This is a genomic window from Winkia sp. C0117E2 (assembly GCF_056590455.1).
This window is the reverse complement of the sequence record NZ_JBWPWD010000004.1, coordinates 218,528-239,315: the sequence shown is the minus strand read 5'-3', so window position 1 is coordinate 239,315 and position 20,788 is coordinate 218,528. Positions and strand designations below refer to the sequence as shown.

General features: G+C 59.0%; 21 protein-coding genes. 12 read left to right on the top strand and 9 right to left on the bottom strand.

Going from position 1 to position 20,788, the window contains the following annotated elements; translation table 11 throughout:
• Window positions 1-4: 4 nt before the first annotated feature.
• The 5 genes from dacB to folE all read left to right on the top strand — a co-directional run bounded on the left by dacB (window position 5) and on the right by folE (window position 5,851).
• A complete protein-coding gene (gene dacB / locus AC1EKG_RS07215; protein WP_004807281.1) occupies window positions 5-1,480 on the top strand; it encodes a D-alanyl-D-alanine carboxypeptidase/D-alanyl-D-alanine endopeptidase in 1,476 nt (491 codons plus the stop codon).
• A gap of 5 nt (window positions 1,481-1,485) precedes the next feature.
• Window positions 1,486-2,556, top strand: coding sequence for a tRNA lysidine(34) synthetase TilS (gene tilS, locus AC1EKG_RS07210; protein ID WP_004807284.1), 1,071 nt, complete (start codon window positions 1,486-1,488; stop codon window positions 2,554-2,556).
• 62 nt (window positions 2,557-2,618) lie between these two features.
• The gene (hpt, locus tag AC1EKG_RS07205; RefSeq protein ID WP_040315281.1) at window positions 2,619-3,170 is read left to right on the top strand and encodes a hypoxanthine phosphoribosyltransferase; all 552 of its coding nucleotides are present in this window, start codon (window positions 2,619-2,621) and stop codon (window positions 3,168-3,170) included.
• Window positions 3,171-3,257: 87 nt separating this feature from the next.
• On the top strand, window positions 3,258-5,276 hold the full coding sequence (ftsH, locus tag AC1EKG_RS07200) for an ATP-dependent zinc metalloprotease FtsH (RefSeq protein WP_004807287.1): 2,019 nt from the start codon (window positions 3,258-3,260) through the stop codon (window positions 5,274-5,276).
• A 5-nt stretch (window positions 5,277-5,281) separates the two neighbouring features.
• A complete protein-coding gene (gene folE, locus AC1EKG_RS07195) occupies window positions 5,282-5,851 on the top strand; it encodes a GTP cyclohydrolase I FolE (RefSeq protein ID WP_004807290.1) in 570 nt (189 codons plus the stop codon).
• On the opposite strand, the gene AC1EKG_RS07190 is transcribed toward folE, so the two are convergent.
• From AC1EKG_RS07190 to speC, 3 genes are all read right to left on the bottom strand, one after another.
• Window positions 5,841-6,749 carry a DMT family transporter gene (locus AC1EKG_RS07190; protein WP_048706778.1) on the bottom strand — a complete coding sequence of 303 codons (909 nt, stop codon included), beginning with the start codon at window positions 6,747-6,749 and terminating at the stop codon, window positions 5,841-5,843. The genes folE and AC1EKG_RS07190 overlap by 11 nt on opposite strands.
• Window positions 6,750-6,873: 124 nt before the next feature.
• Entirely contained in the window at window positions 6,874-8,325 is a 1,452-nt protein-coding gene (gene potE / locus AC1EKG_RS07185; protein WP_004807294.1) for a putrescine-ornithine antiporter, read from the bottom strand.
• 43 nt (window positions 8,326-8,368) lie between these two features.
• Entirely contained in the window at window positions 8,369-10,570 is a 2,202-nt protein-coding gene (speC, locus tag AC1EKG_RS07180) for an ornithine decarboxylase (RefSeq protein WP_048706779.1), read from the bottom strand.
• Window positions 10,571-11,088: 518 nt separating this feature from the next.
• Between speC and folP the strand changes: the two genes are divergently transcribed.
• The 4 genes from folP to AC1EKG_RS07160 all read left to right on the top strand — a co-directional run bounded on the left by folP (window position 11,089) and on the right by AC1EKG_RS07160 (window position 14,415).
• Window positions 11,089-11,940, top strand: coding sequence for a dihydropteroate synthase (folP, locus tag AC1EKG_RS07175; RefSeq protein WP_004807297.1), 852 nt, complete (start codon window positions 11,089-11,091; stop codon window positions 11,938-11,940).
• Window positions 11,937-13,196, top strand: coding sequence for a 2-amino-4-hydroxy-6-hydroxymethyldihydropteridine diphosphokinase (folK, locus tag AC1EKG_RS07170; RefSeq protein WP_004807299.1), 1,260 nt, complete (start codon window positions 11,937-11,939; stop codon window positions 13,194-13,196). The genes folP and folK overlap by 4 nt, the downstream gene beginning before the upstream one ends.
• The gene (locus AC1EKG_RS07165) at window positions 13,196-13,672 is read left to right on the top strand and encodes a DUF3180 family protein (protein ID WP_004807302.1); all 477 of its coding nucleotides are present in this window, start codon (window positions 13,196-13,198) and stop codon (window positions 13,670-13,672) included. Before folK ends, AC1EKG_RS07165 begins: the two co-directional genes overlap by 1 nt.
• Before the next feature lie 170 nt (window positions 13,673-13,842).
• A complete protein-coding gene (locus AC1EKG_RS07160) occupies window positions 13,843-14,415 on the top strand; it encodes a DUF4232 domain-containing protein (RefSeq protein ID WP_004807304.1) in 573 nt (190 codons plus the stop codon).
• On the opposite strand, the gene radA is transcribed toward AC1EKG_RS07160, so the two are convergent.
• From radA to AC1EKG_RS07145, 3 genes are read right to left on the bottom strand one after another with little or no spacing between them, the layout of a single operon-like run.
• Window positions 14,412-15,803, bottom strand: coding sequence for a DNA repair protein RadA (gene radA / locus AC1EKG_RS07155; RefSeq protein ID WP_004807305.1), 1,392 nt, complete (start codon window positions 15,801-15,803; stop codon window positions 14,412-14,414). The two genes, AC1EKG_RS07160 and radA, sit on opposite strands and share 4 nt — an antisense overlap.
• A gap of 35 nt (window positions 15,804-15,838) precedes the next feature.
• Window positions 15,839-16,510, bottom strand: coding sequence for a potassium channel family protein (locus AC1EKG_RS07150; protein WP_004807307.1), 672 nt, complete (start codon window positions 16,508-16,510; stop codon window positions 15,839-15,841).
• A 33-nt stretch (window positions 16,511-16,543) separates the two neighbouring features.
• Window positions 16,544-18,031, bottom strand: a complete 1,488-nt coding sequence (locus AC1EKG_RS07145) for a TrkH family potassium uptake protein (RefSeq protein WP_004807309.1) — start codon at window positions 18,029-18,031, stop codon at window positions 16,544-16,546.
• Window positions 18,032-18,221: 190 nt separating this feature from the next.
• On the opposite strand from AC1EKG_RS07145, the gene AC1EKG_RS07140 reads away from it, so the two are divergent.
• Window positions 18,222-18,437, top strand: coding sequence for a helix-turn-helix domain-containing protein (locus AC1EKG_RS07140; protein ID WP_004807312.1), 216 nt, complete (start codon window positions 18,222-18,224; stop codon window positions 18,435-18,437).
• 66 nt (window positions 18,438-18,503) lie between these two features.
• Window positions 18,504-18,602, top strand: a complete 99-nt coding sequence (locus AC1EKG_RS07135; protein ID WP_003792170.1) for a 30S ribosomal protein bS22 — start codon at window positions 18,504-18,506, stop codon at window positions 18,600-18,602.
• Window positions 18,603-18,665: 63 nt separating this feature from the next.
• Here the strand turns inward: AC1EKG_RS07135 and AC1EKG_RS07130 are convergent, their stop codons facing one another.
• Window positions 18,666-19,499 carry an HAD family hydrolase gene (locus AC1EKG_RS07130; protein ID WP_004807314.1) on the bottom strand — a complete coding sequence of 278 codons (834 nt, stop codon included), beginning with the start codon at window positions 19,497-19,499 and terminating at the stop codon, window positions 18,666-18,668.
• Window positions 19,500-19,533: 34 nt separating this feature from the next.
• On the opposite strand from AC1EKG_RS07130, the gene AC1EKG_RS07125 reads away from it, so the two are divergent.
• Entirely contained in the window at window positions 19,534-20,199 is a 666-nt protein-coding gene (locus tag AC1EKG_RS07125; RefSeq protein ID WP_004807316.1) for a histidine phosphatase family protein, read from the top strand.
• Here the strand turns inward: AC1EKG_RS07125 and AC1EKG_RS07120 are convergent.
• Both AC1EKG_RS07120 and AC1EKG_RS07115 read right to left on the bottom strand, forming a co-directional pair.
• Window positions 20,196-20,564: a PLDc N-terminal domain-containing protein gene (locus tag AC1EKG_RS07120; protein ID WP_004807318.1), complete on the bottom strand. Its 369-nt coding sequence runs from the start codon at window positions 20,562-20,564 to the stop codon at window positions 20,196-20,198. The genes AC1EKG_RS07125 and AC1EKG_RS07120 overlap by 4 nt on opposite strands.
• Before the next feature lie 40 nt (window positions 20,565-20,604).
• Window positions 20,605-20,751: a hypothetical protein gene (locus AC1EKG_RS07115; RefSeq protein WP_155855899.1), complete on the bottom strand. Its 147-nt coding sequence runs from the start codon at window positions 20,749-20,751 to the stop codon at window positions 20,605-20,607.
• Window positions 20,752-20,788 lie beyond the last annotated feature (37 nt).

Sequence of the window (20,788 nt, the reverse complement as noted above, 5' to 3'; positions counted from 1 at the left end):
ATAGATGCGAAAGACAGTAGCGGCAGCCACTATTGGCACGCTTCTGCTAGTGGGCGGTTCAATCACCTACGGCGCCCTGGACGCTTACGACGTAGTTCCGGGCGTGTTTACGCTTTCACCAGCGCCGCCATCGCCGCAACCAGTTCCTACCGCTGCCGCCGTGGCTGCCGAACCGACGCCGGCTCAGGCCGATGCGGCCAAGGGGGAGTTACCGAACTCGGAGCAGGTCCAACAGATCGCAGCTTCCCTGTCGGGAAAGATCAAGAAGGCGGCTACCGACGCGCGGGCCGCGGCTAAAGCGCAGGCCGATGCCGAGGACGCCCAAGAGAAGCCGAATGCGGACCAGGACAAGGGCGAGGTCGAGCCCTCCCTGCGCGTGGGCGTGTCTGTTCTGGACGTGGCCACTGGCAAGGAATTGGCAAATGTGGCCGCAGGTACTCCGCTCACCCCTGCTTCTTCAACGAAGGTGCTTTCGGCGGTGGCTGCTCTGCAGACGTTGCCGGCAGACACCACGTTCAAAACTAAGGCGGTCTTTGCCGGGGACACGGTGACCTTGGTAGCGGGCGGCGACGAAATGCTCGCGGCGGGCTCATCGAATCCCGCCGTCGTCAACGGGCGGGCTGGACTGGCAGATTTGGCGGCCCAGACCGCGCAGGCGCTGAATAAACAGGGCATCGGCTCTGTGAAGCTGACCTATGACACTTCTGCTTTCGGTACCGATCAGGTCAACGCGGACTGGGACGGGTACATGCAGTTTGTTACCAAGATCCAAGGTCTTGGCATGAACGCGGGCCAGGATTCCTCCAAGAATGACTTGCAGACTGATCCGGCGCAACGGGCAGCAGCGGCCTTCAAAGAAAAATTAGCCGCCCAGGGCATCAGCGTGAACGGGCCTACCCCTGGCAAGGCCGCCAAAGCGGCCACGGTCGTGGGCCAGGTAAGCAGCGCTCCCGTTACCGATGTGCTGCGCCACACCTTGAAGCCTTCCGACAACACGATGGCTGAAACGGTTTGCCGAGCAGCGCTGGTATACGCGGGCAAGGAACCCAGCTTCGAAAGCGCCGTCACCATGGTGCGCGAGGCGGTGGGCAAGCTGGGAGTGGATCCCTCCGAGGTCCTCCTGCGGGATTGCTCCGGACTGTCAGACAAGGGGAAGATCTCCCCGCACGCCCTGGCCAAGGTGCTCCAGCAGGCGGCCGTATCAAAGAACCCCACCTTGCGGTCACTGCCGTCGATGCTGCCCGTGGCTGGGCTGGACGGCACCCTGCACAATCGGATGGTTTCGGGTGCGGGCACCGGAAATGTGCGCTCCAAGACTGGCACGCTCGATTCGGCCCGCTCCCTTAGCGGCTACGTACACACCGCTTCGGGGCGTCCACTGGCATTTTCGATCATTGTAAACGGCTACGACGACGAGGCAGCCGGCGGGGTAGTTGAGGCCATCGATTCGGTAGCTACCGAATTCGCAGAACTGAAGTGAGGGGAATGAAGAAGGCAAGCGAACTTGTAGGAGCCACTCCGTCCGCCCAGGTGCGGCCTGTGTCATTGGCGCTGCGGCGGGCAGTAGCTACCTTCGACGCGCTCGCCCCCTCGCTACCCATTGTCGTGGGCTGTTCCGGAGGCGCCGACTCGCTAGCGCTTGCCACCTGCCTGATTGACGCCGGTTCACGAGCCGGGCACGACGTGTACACGATCACCGTCGACCACGGTATCCGCCCCGAATCCACCGCCGAGGCCGAAGAAGTAGTACGCAAACTTACCTGGTTGGGAGCCGACAAGGCAGTGCGCGAGCAGGTGCAGGTCGGCTCTGCCGGAGGCCCCGAAGCTGCCGCCCGCGACGCCCGCTACGAAGGACTAGCCCGAGCGGCAGCCGAACTTTCTGCCGCGGGCGCGCCCATCTGGCTCGGCCACACCCTAGACGACCAGGCCGAGGGCGTCCTCCTCTCGTTAGCGCGCGGCTCCGGCACCCATTCGTTGGCGGGCATGCGCCAGGGCTTCGAGGGCGGCCACGTGCACTCGCGGATTCGCCCCCTTCTAGGGTTGCGGCGGGCAGACACGGAAGCCTGCTGCAACGGGCTTGGGCTCCAATACGTCGTGGATCCGTCCAACAAGGCGGACGGGCCGTGGAAAACTGCCGACGGGCAGGCGCTGCGCCGGGCTGCCTTGCGAGAGCGCGCCCTGCCCGCCCTAGCCCAAGCGCTGGGCAAAGACGCCGCGCCCGCACTAGCCAAATCCGCCCTCCTGGCCCGGCAAGACGACGAGGCCCTGGAAGCGATGGCCCAGACCATCCTCGCCGAGGTAGCGACCGACGAGGACGGGCAGATACTTCTACAAGCAAACGCGCTGGCCAGCCACCTACCAGCCCTGCGCAGACGCGTGCTTCGCCTAGCGGGCGCCCGGGTGGGTCTTACGGAACTTACCGCCACGCACCTGCAGGCGCTCGACGCCCTCGTCAGCAACTGGCACGGCCAGGGCCCGGTAGATCTGCCGGCAGGGCAGGCATTGCGCGAGGCAAAGACGGGCCGGATGTGGCTGCGGGCCACTTCAGAAAGGTGATCTTGTTCTAGTCCGGTACTGCTCGGGCCCACTGGTAGGTATTTATGCCTATTATTAGGAGAGTGGATGCAAAAGATATGGGCACGGACCTAGAAGAAATTCTTATCTCCGAAGAACAGATGCAGGCTCGGCTAGCCGAAATGGCAGCGGAAATCGACAAGGATTACCAGGGCAAGCGCCCGATCGTGGTGGGAGTCCTGAAGGGCGCCGTCATGGTGGTAGCTGATCTGCTGCGCAAGATGCACACCGAAACTCTGATGGATTGGATGGCCGTATCCTCTTACGGTTCCGGCACTAAGTCTTCTGGCGTGGTGCGTATTCTGAAGGACCTGGATTCTGACATTCAGGGTAGGGACGTGCTCATTGTCGAGGACATTATCGATTCCGGTCTTACCCTGTCGTGGCTGGTCACGAACCTGAAGGCAAGGGGTGCGGCTACCGTGCAGATCGCGGCTGCGCTGCGCAAGAAGGAAGCCATGAAGGCTGACCTGGACGTGCGCTACGTCGGCTTCGACATTCCAAATAAGTTTGTGGTCGGGTATGGGCTCGATTTTGCGGAGCAGTACCGCAACCTCCCCTTTGTGGCCACTTTGGCCCCGCACGTATACGCTTAGTGTTCACCGCTAGCGCATAACCGGTAGGGGCAGTTCTACTTCCCGCTAGGCTTTTGTTCATAGTCTCAACTTGAAGGGATCCCATTAATGGCGACGGCTAAGAAAAAGGCGCCCAAGCGTAACTATCTCGCATGGTTTTTGCCGTTTTTGATTATTGCGTTGATTATTTGGGCGGCGACGCGTCTTTTTGCTCCTGCCGAGGTCGACACGTCCGAGGGCGTGGACCTGCTGAAGGGGGACACGGTTGCTCGCGCCGTGGTCAATGATGGATCGCATCTGGTTACCCTGAATCTGAAGAAGGAATACAAGCCGAAGGTTCGCACTGAAGAGAAGTCGTTCTTGGCGTCTGCTCCGAAGCCGACTAAGAAGGTGCAGTTCCAGTACACCGATGGGCAGGCCAAGGATTTGGCGAAGCTCATTTCCGATGCGAAGCTCGACAAGGGCTACAACTCGCTGTACCCGGTGCCGTCTTGGTGGCAGGGCATCGTGCAGATGTTGCTGATGATTGCCGTGTTTGTGGGCATTTTCTGGTTCCTCACCTCGCGGATGCAGGGCGGGGCCGGCAAGATCATGAACTTTGGCAAGTCCAAGGCTCGCATGAAGGATGCCGATGCGCCGAAGGTGCGTTTCACTGACGTGGCGGGGGTCGACGAGGCCGTTGAGGAACTGCAAGAGATCCGCGAATTCTTGTCCACTCCGGGCAAGTTCCACCAGCTGGGTGCCAAGATTCCGAAGGGCGTGCTGCTGTATGGCCCTCCGGGCACCGGTAAGACTCTACTTGCTAAGGCTGTTGCTGGCGAGGCCGGGGTGCCCTTCTACACCATGTCCGGTTCCGAGTTCGTAGAAATGTACGTGGGCGTGGGCGCTTCGCGTGTGCGTGACCTGTTTGATCAGGCTAAGCAGAACGCTCCGGCGATTATCTTTGTTGACGAGATCGACGCGGTGGGCCGTCACCGCGGCACCGGTATGGGCGGCGGCAATGACGAACGCGAACAGACTTTGAACCAGCTGCTCGTCGAGATGGATGGTTTTGACGAGAACACGAACGTAATCATGATCGCCGCTACTAACCGTCCGGACGTGCTGGATCCGGCGCTGCTGCGGCCGGGCAGGTTCGACCGGCAGATTTCCGTTGAGGCTCCCGACATCAATGGCCGCTTCGAAATCTTGAAGGTACATGCCAAGAACAAGCCCATGGTGGATTCCGTGGATCTGCGCCAGATTGCTAAGCGCACCCCGGGCTTTGCCGGTGCTGATCTGGCGAACGTTCTGAACGAGGCCGCGCTGCTGACGGCCCGTTCTAATGCGGACCTAATCGACGAGCGCGCCCTCGACGAAGCTATCGACAGGGTGATCGCGGGACCGCAGAAGCGCACGCGCGTAATGCTGGCGCACGACAAGCTGGTCACTGCGTATCACGAGGGCGGGCACGCGGTTGCGGCCGCTGCGTTGCGGTACACCGATCCGGTCACCAAGGTGACTATCTTGCCGCGTGGGCGCGCATTGGGATACACGATGGTGATGCCGAACGAGGACCGCTATTCGAAGACCCGCAACCAGCTGCTCGACGAACTTGTCTACGCGATGGGCGGGCGAGTCGCCGAGGAATTAATCTTCCAGGATCCGTCTACGGGCGCCTCTAACGACATTGATAAGGCCACCCAGACGGCACGCAAGATGGTTACCGACTACGGCATGTCCGACAAAGTGGGCACCATCAAGCTGGGCTCAGAGGACACCCAGCCGTTCCTGGGCCGCGAGATGGCTTCGGGCTCGGGCATGTCCGGCGAGTTCGCCGCCCTCGTCGACCACGAGGTGCAGGCACTGCTAGAACGCGCCAACAGGGAAGCGTGGCAGGTGCTGTCCGCTAACCGGCACGTGCTGGACCGGCTCGCCGAACGGCTGCTGGCAAAGGAAACGGTACTCGAAAACGAGCTAAACGAGATCTTTGCCGACGTGCACAAGCAGCCAGAGCGGGCCGTGTGGGCTTACAACGCGGACGCCGCGGTGGAGGGTACTACCTTTGGTGACCCAATCGGTAACGACGCGGATGCGCAGACTCCGTCCCAACCCGTTCCCCCGCAGATTGATTCCGCTACCGAATAAAATCCATGAGTAACAATTTCGATTACGAGCGCGCCCGCCAGGCCGCTTATGACCTGCTGTGTGCCATTGGCGAGGACCCGTCCCGGCCGGGACTCGAGGAAACCCCTGACAGGGTGGCGCGCGCCTGGCGCGAACTGTCGGTGGGTCTGCACGAAGATCCGGGCGCCCATTTGGAAAAGCAGTTCGAGGTCGGCACTGACGAGATCGTGCTGATCCGCGATATCCCGTTCTATTCAGTGTGCGAACACCACCTGCTGCCGTTCTTTGGCATGGCGAACGTGGCGTATTTGCCCTCGCACGGCAAGGTCACTGGGCTGTCGAAGATCGCCCGTTGCGTCGAGGGCTTTGCCCGCAAGCCGCAGGTGCAGGAACGCCTTACGGCTCAGATTGCAGACGCCATTGCGGACAAACTGCATGCCGCTGGGGTGGCAGTAGTTCTAGAGGGCGAGCACCTGTGCATGACGATGCGGGGCATCAAGAAGCCGGGGGCAAAAACGGTTACCTCGGCACTGCGCGGGCAGATGCGAAGGAATCAGGCTACTCGTGCCGAGGTATTGCGCCTAATTACGCACTAGGCGTCGAGCTAACCGAGTACTTCTTTGCCTTGCGGGCCGAGGATAATTCCGAGGCGATAATCGCCGCTACGATCAGCCCGCCGCCCAGAAGCAGACGCATCGTTACTGATTCGCCGCCGAATATGACTGCGGTGATCGCTGCGAAGACCGGTTCGGTGGTCATGATGATGGCCACCCTGGTCTGACTAATACGTGATTGTGCCCAGGTTTGCAGCAGCATTGCCAGCGAGCCGCCCAGTAGCGCCATGTAGAACAGGGCGAACCAGGAAAAGGCGGTGTGGGGGATAGTGATGCCGCCCGGCGCCGCTAGCCCCAGCGACAGCAGCCCCATCATGATGAGCTGGGTAGATGCCAGTGTCGAGGAGTCGGCCCGCTTCGAAAAACGGCCGAGCATTACGATATGCAGCGAATAGCAGATGGAGCCCGCAAGGGTGTAGATCTCGCCGATGCCAAAAGAGAATCCGCGCAGCGAGAGGATCGCCAGTCCCAGCGTTGCAACCACAGAGGCGTATATGACGGTTGGGCGGGGAGGCTGTCGGTAGATGACCAGCAGCAAAATTGGGGTCATCACCGCGTACATGCCGGTAATAAAGCCCGAAATGGAAGCATCTACGGTAGCTAGACCGATCGATTCAAGGTATTGCGCGCCCACGTATAGGATCGCCAGAATAAAGCCGTAGAACCAGGCTTTTTTGCTCGCCCTCAATACCTGCTTGTGGAAGATGAGCGCCGTGAAGATGGCGGTGAGCCCGAACCGCCACCCCAGAAAGTCCAGTACCGGGATCTCGGTGGTGACTTTCTTGATCATGAAGAACATGGACCCCCAGATAGTCGTAGCCAGTATCAGGCCCAGGCTGGGGAGCAGAGTGCCGACTGACTTGGTGGGGGAGGAAAACATGGCTAAGAGCTTTCGTTGACTGTTAGAAGAGGGGAACTTTAGTAGTTATTTGTGCTGGTCGCACATAGAAGTGTGGCGCAGCAGCCGAAGCTGCCACGCCACACCTTTTTGGTTCAGGAGCATCCTATAGGGCTTCTGCGCCACCTTCTACCTTGGAAGAACCTTCTGTGAGTAGATCGTCCTTCTTGGGGTCGTAGTGGTCAGAGAGCCTGGAGTTCTCGTCTACCTCGTGCTTGTAGCCCTTCAGGTCCATGACCTTGGGAGCTGCAAGACCGAACAGCAAGAAGCTGAAGAAGAAGACGAGGGCGCCGCCCATCATCGCAGATTCGCCTGCAGTGTAGAGCGCGTAGCACGAGTAAATACCAGCAATAATTGCGACGATATTGGTGATGCGCGCTTCGCGACGAGGAACGTTGGAGACCTTCTGCATTACCATCAACGAGCCCATGCAGAGGATGTACGGGACCACGTTGGTGATAACCGCCAGGTTGACCAACACCTCGAACTGCTCGGACAAACTTGGGCTGATTGTCATCAGCGACAGCAGCGTCTGAGCGATGGTAATGATTACCATGCCAACGATAGGTGCGTTTGCCTTGGTGACCTTGGTGAAGGCCTTCGGCATCATGCCTTCCAGAGCCAGCGAACGGGCCACCTGGGCGATGGTGAACTGCCAGCCCAGCAGGGAGCCGAAGCAGGAGATAACCATCATTGCCAGCACGATCTTGCCGATGGTCGGGTTGAACATCTGCGAGAACGCTAGGCCGAACGGGCCGTTGGAGTTAGCAAGGGCCTTGTAATCGACAATACCGAACATGACGTTAGTGGAAACGATGTACATGGCAGCTGCACCCAAGCAGCCACCCATAACCGCTAGCGGTACGTTCTTCTCGGGGTTCTCGACGGAGTCCGAGTTTGCGGACGCCGACTCGATGCCCAGGAAGCCCCACAGGGTCATTGCAATAGATGCGCTGATAGCGGGGAAAGTACCCATGTGGTGCGGGTTCCATGCGTTTACCCACATGTGGCCGCTGAACCAGAACCAGCCGATGATCGAGATACCTGCGACGGGAATGATCACGCCCCAGATAGTGAAGGTCGACAGCTGGCCGGTAATGCGAGCGCCACCGAAGTTGAGCACGGTAGCTAGCCACAGGGTCACAATGGTAAGAACGCCAACCAACAGCGGGCCGTTGCTCATCTTGTCGGTGTCAACCTGGAAAAGGCTGAGGGCGTAGCCAACCGCCGAGATCGCAATTGCGATGTTAGCGATAACCAACGAGATGAAGTAGGCGAAGTTGGTTAGGAAGTTACCGGACTTGCCGAATGTGTATTCTGCATAGCCGCCCATGCCGCCCGGCTTCTTGGTGTAACGTCCGGCTTTTGCGAATGCGTACGCCAACAAAGTCGCGCCACCAGCGGTGATGATCCACGACAGAATCGAGATCGTACCGACTTGGGCTAGCTTGGTGGGGAGCATAATGATGCCCGAGCCCATCATGTTAACCATGGTGAGCACCGTGAGCTGCACTACGCTCATGCGCTTCTTATCAGGAGCGCTCTTAGTGTCTGACATATCTTTCCTTGTATCTGCGAGATGAGATTACTAAGGGGCTACCTTAGTTTTCCTTGAGCGCTTCTTCCTTCAGCACGTAGCCGTAGGCGCGCTGGCGGCCGTCTTCCTCGGTGACCATGTGGACACCCTGGAGCTCGGGAGCGAATCCGGGCAGAACGTTGATGCCTTCCTCAAGTGCCATGAAGTACTTGAGCTGGGAGTCTCCCCAAACCTCGCCCGGAGCAACACAGATGATGCCCGGAGGGTAGGGCAGAGCGCCCTCGGCAGCGACGCGGCCTTCGGCCTCTTCGATCGGAATGAAGTCGATCTGGCCACGCAGGAAGGCGAAGTTTGCCTTCTGCGGGGAGGTAGCTGCCTTCGGGAAGTGCTCCTCGCGGAACATGTCCTTCTGCAGCTGGGCCACGGTGCGGTCCTTGTAGAAGTCGTGCATCTCCTGGCACAGCTGACGGATGGTGTAGCCCTCGTAACGGTCGCGGTTGGCGGCGTAAATGTCGGGCAGAACCTCCGAAAGCGGAGCGTCCTCTTCCACGAGCTTTTCGAAGCGAACCAGAGCAGCAACCAAGTCCTCCATCTTAGAGAGGGTCTCGGCCGGAGTCATCAGGAACAGAATCGAGTTGAGGTCGTTCTTCTCCGGGATGAAGTTCTGGGTGCGCAGGTAGTAGCAGAGGATATTGGCAGGAATGCCGAAGTCCTCGTACTCGAAGCCGCCGGTCTTGTTGATCAGGCCGGGAGTGGTCAGCAGCAGCTTCATCGGGTCAACGAAGTACTGGCCCTCTTCATAGGAATCGAAGCCGTGCCAGGACTCGCCGGGAACGAACTCGAAGTACTTGCGTTCCTTCGCGATCTCCTCGGTATCTGCATCTTCCCAAGCCTTGCCGTCCACAGTCGGCGGCACGAACGGCTTTATCAGGTGGCAGTTCCGCAAAATCATCTTGCGGGTCTCGATACCGACGCGAATAGCGTCTGCCCAGAGCTTCTCGCCGTTGCCGTTGGCGTGCATCTGAGCGTTCACGTCCAAGGAGGCGAAGAGCGGGTAGTAGGGGCTGGTCGAGGCGTGCATCATGTAGGACGCGTTGAACTGGTCGAAGTTGACGTAACGATCCTGGTCCTTGATGTGCGAATCCTTCTTGTGGATCTGCGAGGCCTGCGAGAAGCCGGCCTGCTGCTTGTGCACAGACTGGGTGACGATGATGCCCGGATCCTCCGGTCCAAGCTCCAGTTTCATCGGTGAGCACGGAGCCATCATTGGGATCCACTGCTCGTATCCGACCCATGCGGAGTCGAACAGGATGTAATCGCACAGGTGACCAATGCGGTCAACTACCTGACGTGCGTTGTAGATGGTGCCGTCGTAGGTGCCTAGCTGGATGACAGCGAGGCGGAACGGACGCTTCGCATCCTTCTTTTCGGGGTTAACCTTGGCGATGCGCTCGCGCAGGTAATCCTCTTCGAAGCAGTGCGAATCGATGCCACCGATCAGGCCGAAGGCGTTACGGCCGGTCTCTAGGTAAACGGGGTCTGCGCCAGCCTGGGTCAGTGCACCAAGGTGAACCGACTTGTGGTTGTTGCGGTCGAACAGTACCAGATCACCGGGGGTGAGCAGGGCGTTCAGCACAACCTGGTTAGAAGCAGAAGTACCGTTCAGAATGAACCAAGTATTGTCAGCGTTGAAAATCTTGGCAGCATTCTGGGTTGCAGCAGCCGGCGGGCCATCGTGGATCAGCAGGTCACCCATTGAAACGTCAGCGTTGCAAAGGTCGGTGCGGAACACGTTGTCGCCGTAGAAGTCGAAGAAACGGCGTCCGGCAGGGTGCTTGCGGTAGAACTGGCCGCCCTGGTGGCCGGGGCAGTCAAATGCGGTGAAGCCCTTCTCGTGGTACTTCACTAGGGAGCCGAAGAACGGGGGCAGGATCTTGTCCTCGTACTTACGGGCCGCTTCTTCAACCTTGCGGCCGTAGAAAGCGGACTGGCCGGCGTCGGCAGAGATAGCCCCATAAATGCCTTCGAAAGACTCTGGAGACTTGTTACCGGCGACAGTGAATACGGGAATGCCCCATCCGGTCTCTGTGATCTCTTGTAGAGTCCCGTTGGTTAGGTCTTCACCTTCCAAAATGACTACGGATACATCGGTGTAGTCGGTGTCCTCGACACGTACCACTTCGCGGTCGGTCGGAACGAATTCATTCTCTTTCTCAAACAGTGTCGAGCTAAGCGCTACTTTGCCCTGTTTGGCCAAAGAACTCACCCCTTCTGAAGTAAGTATTCATATTTCTGGCAACGCCTGAGTCACCAGAGCGTGCACGGATAAATCTCCAAGCTACGCCGCATCTAGTTTTACACTTGTGCATCAATCATGAAAGGACTTAAGTCTAGGAGGCGAGATGGCCAATTTCTGGCTAAATTTCGCCTAATTTGATTAAAAAATACGCAAAGGTAGCAGGTGGCACGGGGTTGCCAGTGTCCTGTACGCCACTTTTTTTTAAAATCTATTAAAAAAGATGTTGTTATGCATATTCTTGTCATTTTCAACTGTTTTTCAGTGTGAGGTTGTATGTACAGCTGCGTTGTTTCCCGGGAACCGGGTTTGTCTTTGTGGGGAAAAATAGTTGCGCAGAAAAGTAAAAAGTGCGATATCGCATGAAGTGCTGGGGCGGCTATTTGTGAGATAAATTGCCATAAATTGCCAAAACCTTCCGGGTGGAATTCTCGCAGGTCTTCCGCGTCAACACTCGTTAAAGGGTTCCTTTTCGCTAGGATTAAAGGGTGAGCAACTCCAGCATGAAAACCCTGTTGATGGCCGTCTGTAACGTCACCCCCGATTCCTTCTCGGACGGGGGCGATCACCAAGATCCTGCTCAGGCGATCGAATACTCCTTGAATGCCATATCCGCCGGGGCGGATCTGATTGACGTCGGTGGGGAATCGACACGGCCGGGTTCCACCCGCATCCCTGCTTCCGAAGAGATCAGACGGATCGGGCAGGTTGTGCAGGAACTAGTGAACAAGAATATTAAGGTTTCGGTCGACACTATTCACGCTGCCACTGCCGAATATGTGCTTTCGCTGGGGGCTTCCATAATTAATGACGTCTCTGGGGGCGCCTACGACCCGGACATGATGTCAGTCATCGCCGATGCAGATTGCGATTACGTGCTCCAGCACATGCGCGGCACTCCGGACACCATGGATCAGCTCACTGATTACCCAGACGGGCTAGTGTCTACCGTGATCACAGAGCTGACGCGCTCTACTGAAAAGTTTGTTGCCGCTGGGGTTTCGCCCTCGCGCATCATCTGGGACCCGGGGCTTGGCTTTGCGAAGACCTCGGCTCAGTCCTGGGCACTCTTGGGGGCAACTGGCGAATTAGTGAAGGCAAGCCCATCAGGAAAAGTGTTGATCGGTACCTCGCGCAAACGCTTCCTGCAGAGCGCAGTAGCTCAGGGGAGACGCCCTCTTCCTGACTGGGACGGAATCCACGCGCACGAGCGTGACCTGGTTACCGCAGCCACCTCCGCCCTCGCCGCTACCTCCGGCGCTTGGGGAGTGAGGGTGCACGATGTGGCCCGCACTAAGTCAGCTTTAGAAATGGCAAAACGGTGGGAGGAAGACGCATGAGCGACCCCAAGGACTGCATTAGCCTGGTTGGCATCACCGGCTACGGCAAACACGGTGTGTACGACTTTGAACGTGAAGAGGGGCAAACCTTCACCGCCGACGTCGACCTGTACACCGACACCCGTACGGCAGCGAGCACTGACAATCTGGAAAACACCATCGACTACTCCGTGCTAGCAGAAGATATTCGTTCCATCCTGGCAGGCCCGCCCTCCAATCTGATCGAACAGGTAGCCGAGCACGTCGCCCGCGTCGCGTTAGAAACCGGAGCCGTTGCTACCCGCGTATGCATTCATAAGCCCGACGCTCCGATCGAGGCCAAGGCCAAAGACGTAACAGTAACCATTTGGCGGGGTGCAGAGGTCGTTCAGACTGTCTCTGACCTGCTGGCTGCTAATAGTGGGGACCTGCCGAACGGTAGCAAAGCGGCTCCGGTTCCGGACTTGGACGAGGCCGCAGCGCGGCTGCCCGCCTCGGGGCAGACGACCCTGGACATCCCTGCAACGCGTACCGCGGTGTTGGCGTTGGGTGCCAATCTTGCCGATCCCATCGTGACTTTGCGTCGAGCGGTTGCCGACCTGGACAAGGTAGAAGGCATTACCGTCCGGCAGGTTTCCCCCCTGGTGCGTTCGGCAGCGGTACTGGAAAAAGACCAGCAGGGACAACCCGACTACCTCGACGCAGTGCTGCAGGTAGAAACCTCCCTGGCTCCGCTGGAACTGCTGCACGAATGCAACAGGATCGAAGACGCTCATGGGCGCATCCGCACCGAGCATTGGGGCCCGCGGACCCTGGACATCGACATCATCACCATAGAGGGAGTCCACAGCCAAACGGAGGAACTAACCCTGCCTCATCCGCGGGCAAGGGAACGAGCCTTCGTGCTGGTGCCGTGGGCACGCATGGATCCGAGCGCCAAGTTGGGCACCGAAGCTATCAGTGACCTGGCCGAAGTCGCTCCTGACCGGGCGGGCATCAAGCGCACGTGGGAAAACTGGTTGGACGTAGTAGAGGCCGCCCGCGAGGACGGTGAACCGGCACCCTTCACCGGTACGCTGCCGCTACCTTCCTGGGAGGCTGTGGTTCGGGGCAACCAAACCATCCGCGTTGTAGACGACGACGGCGGATTCAGCCCGGTAGGGGCAATCCCGAAGATTCCGCAGCCGGCTCCAAAGAAGCGCGGCGTGTTCGGGCGAATGTGGGATTTCCTGCGGCGGGAGCCCACGCCATCGCCAGAGCCGAAAGATGAGCGCTAGTGGTACACCTGAAGTGGTGGGCGTATGCCCTATTAGTGGTTGCTGGAGCCGGAATTAACCTGGTTCTTTCAGCGGTGCTGTTGGCTCTGGGGGAACTGCCCCCAACCCTGCATCCGATAGTGGGGGGCTTGATCGCAATAATGGCGCTGGCGCTGCTGTGGGCTGGGCGGCGGGTGGTTGCCTACCGCAAAAAGAAGAGTTCGATGAGCCCGATTGCTGCGGCCAACATCGCTTTGCTTGCCCAGAGCGCTTCAATTTTTGGGGCGTTCCTGGCGGGCTTTGCCGCCACCGGAATAGCGGTTGCTTTGACCCAGTTGGGGGCGCATCGTGAAAGCGCCGCCGTATCGGGTGGGGTGGCACTTCTAGCAGCAATATTTTTCCTAATAATCGGGTTGCTAGTACAGCACTGGTGCCGCATCGACGATGACGATGACGAGGGCGAAGATGGCCCGCCCCGCACCGCCCAACCTGCTTAAATAAGTCTTCCCGGCGTGCCAGCTCCCGCCTGCCCGCCCCGGCCGGTACGGTCGGTTATATGAGCCCAACTAATCGCAACCGCCCTAAAGCAAAACAAACAAATCGGTCGCGACCAGGTTCAACGCGCCCAAAAAAGACTAGAAAAAGACCCACTAAGGGCCAGTTCTGGGTGCGGCGGATAGTAGCTCTAGCGATCCTTATCGGACTGGTCTGCTTTGCGGTATATGTAGTCAACTGGGCAAAGGGCAAACTGGCTGAGGATCAACAGGTTGCCGCTCACAAGGCTAAGCAAGAGGCGCAAATTGAAATGCCGAAGGATTGCAAAGCGGGAAACCTAGAAATATCGGTTAGCCCTGAACAAACCGTCTACCCAGTAGGCGGGCAAGTAGGGTTGGTACTTTCCCTGAAAAATACCGGGGGTGCGCCCTGCACTGCGGATGGGTCTTTTGCGCAACTGGGCGTGCACATCAAGAGCGGCGATCAGAACGTTTATTATTCCATCCCTTGTAATAAAGATCTGCCCGCCAAGCCACTCCTGCTAGATAAGAATCAGACCTGGCAGGATACCCTGGAATGGGACACTTCCACTGCGGACAACAAATGTCAAGCCACCGGTAAGGCAGCGGCCGGGACATACAAACTTATCCCGGTACAAAACGGCAAAGAATTCCCAGGCCGGCAGGCCATAGTGAACTTGGAAGGCGAATCGGAAAAGGCCCCGTCCGAGGGCGAGGACAACTAGTCCTTCTTCTGCCTGGGCAACCCAGCCCCGACTGCCTGGGCAACGTTGGATACCGGCAGCAGCTGCATGCCCTCTGGAGCCGTAAGCTCGTCGGCGCCCTGGGAGGGCACGATTGCCACCTTGAAACCAAGGCGGGCTGCTTCCCCTAGGCGTCTTTGCAGGCCAACGCATGCGCGCAATTCGCCGGTAAGGGATACCTCGCCGCAAGCAATCCAATGCGGGTCGGCCACCCGGCCCGTAGCGGCAGAAACCACCGCCAGCGCGGTAGGCAAATCTATAGCCGGCTCAACGGCCTTCGCACCGCCGACCGTGGAAACGTACACATCCTGGTGAGTCAGATCCAGCCCCAGCCGGGCCTGCAACACGGCCAAAGTCATTGCCACCCTAGAGCGGTCTAATCCGACGGCTGCCCGCCGCGGCGAGCCGCCCGAGACCGCGGGAGCCACCAGCGCCTGCACCTCGGTTGGCATGGGGCGCCGCCCCGCCAAACTGACCGTGGCACATGTGCCCGGAACGGCCTGGCGATCTTGCGACAGGAACAATCCGGAAGGATCCTCTAGACCGATGATCCCCTTTTCCCCTAGCTCAAAGCAGCCCACCTCGTCAGTGGGGCCGTAGCGGTTCTTGACCGCCCGCAACAGCCGCAGCCGCGAGTGGCGGTCGCCCTCGAACTGGCACACGACGTCAACTAGATGCTCCAAAATGCGGGGACCGGCGATGCCCCCGTCTTTAGTTACATGCCCTACCAGCAACACCGGGATAGAGCGAGATTTGGCTGCCTGGATAAGTGCGCCCGCTACCTCGCGCACCTGCGCGACGCCGCCTGGGGAGCCTTCTACCTGCGCTGACGCGAAAGTCTGGACGGAGTCGGCCACTACCAGCGAGGGCGAATTGGCCTCGATATGACCTAGCACGGTACCCAGGTCTGTTTCGGAAGCAAGCAACAAAGAAGGATCCAGTGCGCCGATCCGCTGGGCGCGCAGGCGCACCTGCGAAGCCGATTCCTCGCCGGTCAGGTACAGGACTTTACCCATGCCCTCCTTGCGTGCCTCCGCTGCCGCCTTGGCCGCCACATCTAGCAGCAGAGTTGATTTTCCAACGCCCGGTTCCCCGGCTAACAACACTACTGCGCCGGGCACTATGCCGCCGCCGAGTACGCGGTCCAATTCGCTAACCCCGGTGGGGCGGGCGGTAGCAGCATCGCCGTCTACCTGCGCAATTGGCAGCGCCTGCTTTACCGGGGTGGTAGCGGCAGATTTGGTGCCAGCCGGGCCGGCCCCGACCTCGTCAACCGTTCCCCACTGCTGACACTGCCGGCACTGCCCCACCCACTTGGGTGAAGTCCATCCGCATTCACTGCACCTGAAAAGCGTCTTTTGTTTGGCCATATTCCCAACCTAGCCGCTGCCACCGACAGATGGCGCTAGGGGCGTTCGGCGAAGCGCTCAAGTAGTTCGGCGTCGCCAGAAACAATAATGATGTCGTTCTTGTCGATGCGCGTATGGGGGGTGGCGTATTCGAAGGGCTGGCCGGGGCTCATTACCCCTAGGATGACCACGCCAAAACGGGCCCTGATGTCCAATTCATCCAGTGTGAAGCCGTAGCATTCCTGCGGCGGCCTCATCTTCACAATCGAGAAGCCCTTGCGGTCCATCTCGATGTAGTCGAGCATGCGCCCGCTTACCAGGTGAGCGGTACGCTGGCCCGCGTCGAATTCAGGGTAAACCACGTGGTGGGCACCGATGCGCTTCAGGATTCGACCGTGTTCACGGCTAGTGGCTTTTGCCCAGATGGAAGGCATGCCTATGTCCACTAAGTTGGCGGTGATCAGCACGGAAGCTTCTAGCGAGGTGCCAACGCCTACCACGGCGTTTTGGAATTCGCGGGCCCCAAGCTGCTCCAGCGCTTCCATGTTGGAGGCGTCGGCCTCGACCAGGGGAAGGCGTCCCTGCCACCGCTGCACAATCGTGGGGTCCTTCTCTACCGCCAGGATTTCGCGCCCCAGCGAATCGAGTGTTGCCGACACTGCGGAGCCGAAGCGGCCTAGACCGATTACCAAAGTTGCGGATGCCTCGGGGGCGTCTTTCTTAGCCATAGGCCAATCCTAAACCGATTTGCCGCCGGCTTCTTAACCAATCGCTGGCCGCTCTTCGGGCATCCGGATCACGCGGCGACGCTCGCGCAGGGCGAGGGCGGCGGCCACGGTCATGGTGCCCATGCGGCCAGAGAACATTAGCGCGGTAAGCAAGTATTTGCCGGCTGCAGGTAGAAGCGGAGTAATGCCCGTGGATAATCCGACGGTAGCGAAGGCCGAGATTACTTCGAAGCTGATTTCGTCAAGTGAAAACTCAGTGAATACCAGCAGCCCGAAGATGGACACCGCAACAAGTAGTGAGCCGATCGATACTACGGCAACAGACAGGCGCACGGTCTGGGGTGGAATCCGCCGCCCGAAAGCTTCGATGTCGCGATCGCCGCGGGCCTCGGCGATAATCGCCAGCACCATCACTGCCAGCGTGGTGACTTTGATGCCGCCCGCAGTGGATGCGGAGCCGCCGCCGATGAACATCAAAATGTCTTGCAAGAACCAGGTGGCGCTTGTTTCGTCGCCGACGTTAATAGTAGAGATGCCCAGGGAACGGGAATTGACGCCCATCAGTATGGACGTGAGCATTTTCGCGTGGGCGGGCATGGGCGAAAGCGTCTTGGGGTTGTCCCATTCGGAGGCGCCCAGAATGGCTGCGGCGCCGATAGTAAGAAGCACGTAGGTGGTTAGCGTCATCTTCGTGTGCAGCGTCCACAGGCGGGGATTGCGCCACCGCCTGGCTATGTCCAAGGTGACGGGGAAGCCGAGGGCGCCCACGAACATGCCCACGATGATCGGCATCATGATCCACCAGTCAGAGAAATAGGCGGTCATGGAATTGGGGAGGACGACGAAGCCCGCGTTGTTGAACGCCGAGATGGCCATGAAGAAGGCGTGCCACACCGCCGTACCAATGGATTCGCCCAGCATGATGAAGCGGGGCAGCATGATTACGAAGAGCAGTCCTTCCATGGTGAAGGACGTGACGATGACGGCTTTGATCAGGGAGCCTACTGCGCCCAGCGAGTCGGTTTTTGTTTCCGTTGCTGCCAGCATGCGCTGGGTTAGCCCAATGTGGCGCGAGACAGCTAGAGCCAGGATGGATGCCAGCGTCATTACGCCCAGGCCGCCGACCTTGATGGCTGCCAAGATCACTGCCTGCCCGAATACTGACCAATAAGAGGCAGTATTCACAGTAGTCAGCCCTGTCACACACACCGCTGAGGTGCCGGTAAAGAGGGCGTCGACGAAGGGGGCGCGTTGGCCAGATTGCGTGGCAAATGGCATCTCTAGCGCAATTGTGACCAACGCAATAATGGTTAGGAAGGTAAGGATTGCGAGCCGGGCGGGGGACTGCTTTGCCACCTTGTCCGCATACAGTTTTACCCGTCCAAACGGGGTGGTGGCGTCCGCGGAAGTGACGTGGTCGCCACGGGTGAAGTCCAGCGTGGGCGGCTCCGCAATTGCGTCTTTAGGGACTTCAAGTGCACTGATGTGTCCAGCGGGCCTAGAGATTGCGCGACGCGGCATAGGTGCCGGCCTCCTTGAAGTGGGAAGACTGGTAAGTGGCGCCCAGCAGAGCGCAATATCAAGAGTACCTACAATAATGCGTTACTTGCCAACAAAGTATGAAACGGGTGGGCAGAGCGAACAAAATGCCATAGAATAACCCTGTGCCGTCACACCGTCGGTAGTTTTTCCAGTCCAAGGTGGAGTTTAAATGTCGCAGCAGCTACCCCGCTTCGTAACCGTAGCCGAGCTAGCTGACCTTATGCGCGTCTCCAAAATGACCGTCTATCGCATGATTCACAACGGCGATATTCCCGCAGTTAGGGTTGGAAAGTCCTACCGAGTGCCACAGGTGGCTGTGAAACAGCTCATTGATGCCAGCATTGGTGACTGGTCTGATAGTGGCAATGCGGCAATTGGCGGGTAGAATCTTTTAGGTTACGTGCCGAAGGGCATGTGAAGCTGTACGAATCCGATTATTTAGGAGGCACCTATGGGCTCCGTTATTAAGAAGCGCCGTAAGCGCATGGCAAAGAAGAAGCACCGCAAGCTTCTGCGCAAGACTCGTCACCAGCGTCGTAACAAGAAGTAGACGCCTCAGGCCCGGGAATTTCCCCGGGCCTTGCCATTTAACGAGGGCGCTCGGGGCGCGGCATTAGCGGAGGATGCGGCGAAGCTGCCGCACGACCAGGCGCGTAAGCCAGATGGCGGCTGCGACCTTAGCGGATCGTTTGGCCGTCTTCTTGGCACTGTTGGAAAGATCGCCGCGTTTGCGCCAGCGCATGTCGTAGATGCGCCAGCCGGATGCCAGTGCGGCTAGGCGCAACTTCGGATCGGGATTGATGGCTGCTGGGTGGCCCACCGCGCGCAAGAGGGGTAGGTCGTTTGCCGAATCTGAGTAGGCGTAAGACAGAGACAGGTCGATGTTGCGTTTGCGGGCTAGCCAGTGAACTGCCCCGACTTTGCCGGCGCCGTGCATGAGCGGAGAGATGAGACGCGGCAGGCACCTGCCGTTTTCATCTAAGGCGACTCGCGTGCCGATGCCTCCGGTGGCTCCGAGCCGGCGGGCGAGAAGGTCGGTGATTTGCGAGGGGGTAGCAGAGATGAGCCACACGTCGTGGCCGCGGCCTCGGTGGTCTTCCAGTAGTTCTTTTGCTCTGGGGAAGATTCGGGACGCGAAGAACTGGTCGTATATCTCTTCGCCAATGGCAATGATTTCGGCCTCTGAGTGCCCTTCAAGGCATTTGAGCGCGCGCTGTACCAGCGCGTCTATTTCTTCTTTGTCCTCGCCAAACAGGACATATTTCCAGGCTCCTTTAGCCGCTGCCGCGATGTCGGCCCAGCCAACTATGCCGCGGCGCCAAAGTTCTTGGGCGAGGATGAATGAGGATGACCCGCGGATTAGGGTTTCGTCGACATCGAAAAATGCTGCGACACGATTAGGGGACGTGCCCTTGGCCGCCAATGCATCATTTTCGGTGTATGTCACGACTTAACCCTACATGGCCAGTTAGGGTTGTTCCATGACCAAAACTATTGTGCACGTTATGCGACACGGAGAAGTGGATAACCCGCAGGGGATTCTATACGGTCGGCGGCCAGGTTTTTCGCTTACTGACCACGGCAAGAAGATGACTGCCGCGGTGGCTGACCATTTCAAGCAGATCGGTGCTGATATTCGCGCCGTGGTGGCTTCTCCATTGCTGCGGGCACAAGAGTCCGCCGCTCCTACAGCGAAGGCCTACGGCTTACCCGTGCTGAATGACAAACGGTTGGTGGAGGCCGGCAATTCTTTTGAGGGCGTCGCGGTAAACGCCAACCGCAAGTCTCTAGCTCAGCCGAAATACTGGTGGCGCTACCGGAACGTATTCGAGCCGAGCTGGGGTGAGCCGTATACCGAGATTGCCCGCCGCATGGTGGCCGGGGTAGCCCATGCGAAGGCAATGGCCGATGGCGGGGAAGCCCTGGTCGTGTCCCACCAGCTGCCAATATGGACGCTGCGGCGTTTTGTGGAAGGGCACCGGCTGTGGCACGATCCGCGCAAACGGCAGTGCTCTTTGGCCTCACTTACCTCATTTACCTTTGAGGATGACACTCTGGTGGCCCTTACCTATTCAGAGCCAGTGGGCTACATGCTTTCGGAAGCTGCCGACATGGTCCCGGGCGAATCCGAGGCGAAGCTGGCCTAGGCGTCGCCCTCTTCTTCTTGGTCGCGCCGTTTTTGTAGGTCGCGCTTCAGCTTGAACAGGAATTCCGGATCGTCATCGGGGGCCATGGTGCGTGGGCGCGTCCCCGGAGCGTTGTGCCGGAAGTTTAGCGGTTCTGCCGAAGACCACATGGTGGCGTCGATCTTGCCGTCGTTGGCCTCTGCCGCCAGCACCCTAGAAATAACGATCCAAGCTAGTGCCCCTAGTGGTGGAAGCAGGATGATAAGTAACAACCAGATGGCCTTTGGGAGGCGTGCCGGTAGTTTGTCTGAGGGAGTGCGCGCGCAGTCTGCAGCCGCATAAATGGTTACTGCCAGCGTCAAGATTGCCATTACTACCCGTGCCATATAGCCAAGTGTAATGGCCGCCTAGGGGAGTCGGCCGGTACTACGCGCGGGGCGAACTGTACTGTCTGTACTGCTGCCTATGCGAATCTTTTTCCTTGTCGATCTTGTTGGTTCGGAAATACCAGCCGAGTCCTGCTACCAAGGTTGTTAGCAGGACTATTACAAGTGCCCAGATTGCCCAATACATGTGTTCCTTCCGTACCCCGGTCATTGAACCAGGGAGA

Excerpts from the sequence above, each read along its gene's own strand:
- radA (WP_004807305.1), bottom strand. The coding sequence starts at position 15,803 with ATGGCCAAACAAAAGACGCTTTTCAGGTGCAGTGAATGCGGATGGACT.
- AC1EKG_RS07145 (WP_004807309.1), bottom strand. The coding sequence starts at position 18,031 with ATGCCGCGTCGCGCAATCTCTAGGCCCGCTGGACACATCAGTGCACTT.
- tilS (WP_004807284.1), top strand. The coding sequence starts at position 1,486 with ATGAAGAAGGCAAGCGAACTTGTAGGAGCCACTCCGTCCGCCCAGGTG.
- folE (WP_004807290.1), top strand. The coding sequence starts at position 5,282 with ATGAGTAACAATTTCGATTACGAGCGCGCCCGCCAGGCCGCTTATGAC.
- AC1EKG_RS07135 (WP_003792170.1), top strand. The coding sequence starts at position 18,504 with ATGGGCTCCGTTATTAAGAAGCGCCGTAAGCGCATGGCAAAGAAGAAG.
- potE (WP_004807294.1), bottom strand. The coding sequence starts at position 8,325 with ATGTCAGACACTAAGAGCGCTCCTGATAAGAAGCGCATGAGCGTAGTG.
- AC1EKG_RS07125 (WP_004807316.1), top strand. The coding sequence starts at position 19,534 with ATGACCAAAACTATTGTGCACGTTATGCGACACGGAGAAGTGGATAAC.
- AC1EKG_RS07120 (WP_004807318.1), bottom strand. The coding sequence starts at position 20,564 with ATGGCACGGGTAGTAATGGCAATCTTGACGCTGGCAGTAACCATTTAT.
- AC1EKG_RS07140 (WP_004807312.1), top strand. The coding sequence starts at position 18,222 with ATGTCGCAGCAGCTACCCCGCTTCGTAACCGTAGCCGAGCTAGCTGAC.
- AC1EKG_RS07115 (WP_155855899.1), bottom strand. The coding sequence starts at position 20,751 with ATGTATTGGGCAATCTGGGCACTTGTAATAGTCCTGCTAACAACCTTG.
- AC1EKG_RS07190 (WP_048706778.1), bottom strand. The coding sequence starts at position 6,749 with ATGTTTTCCTCCCCCACCAAGTCAGTCGGCACTCTGCTCCCCAGCCTG.
- AC1EKG_RS07150 (WP_004807307.1), bottom strand. The coding sequence starts at position 16,510 with ATGGCTAAGAAAGACGCCCCCGAGGCATCCGCAACTTTGGTAATCGGT.
- folK (WP_004807299.1), top strand. The coding sequence starts at position 11,937 with ATGAGCGACCCCAAGGACTGCATTAGCCTGGTTGGCATCACCGGCTAC.
- dacB (WP_004807281.1), top strand. The coding sequence starts at position 5 with ATGCGAAAGACAGTAGCGGCAGCCACTATTGGCACGCTTCTGCTAGTG.
- ftsH (WP_004807287.1), top strand. The coding sequence starts at position 3,258 with ATGGCGACGGCTAAGAAAAAGGCGCCCAAGCGTAACTATCTCGCATGG.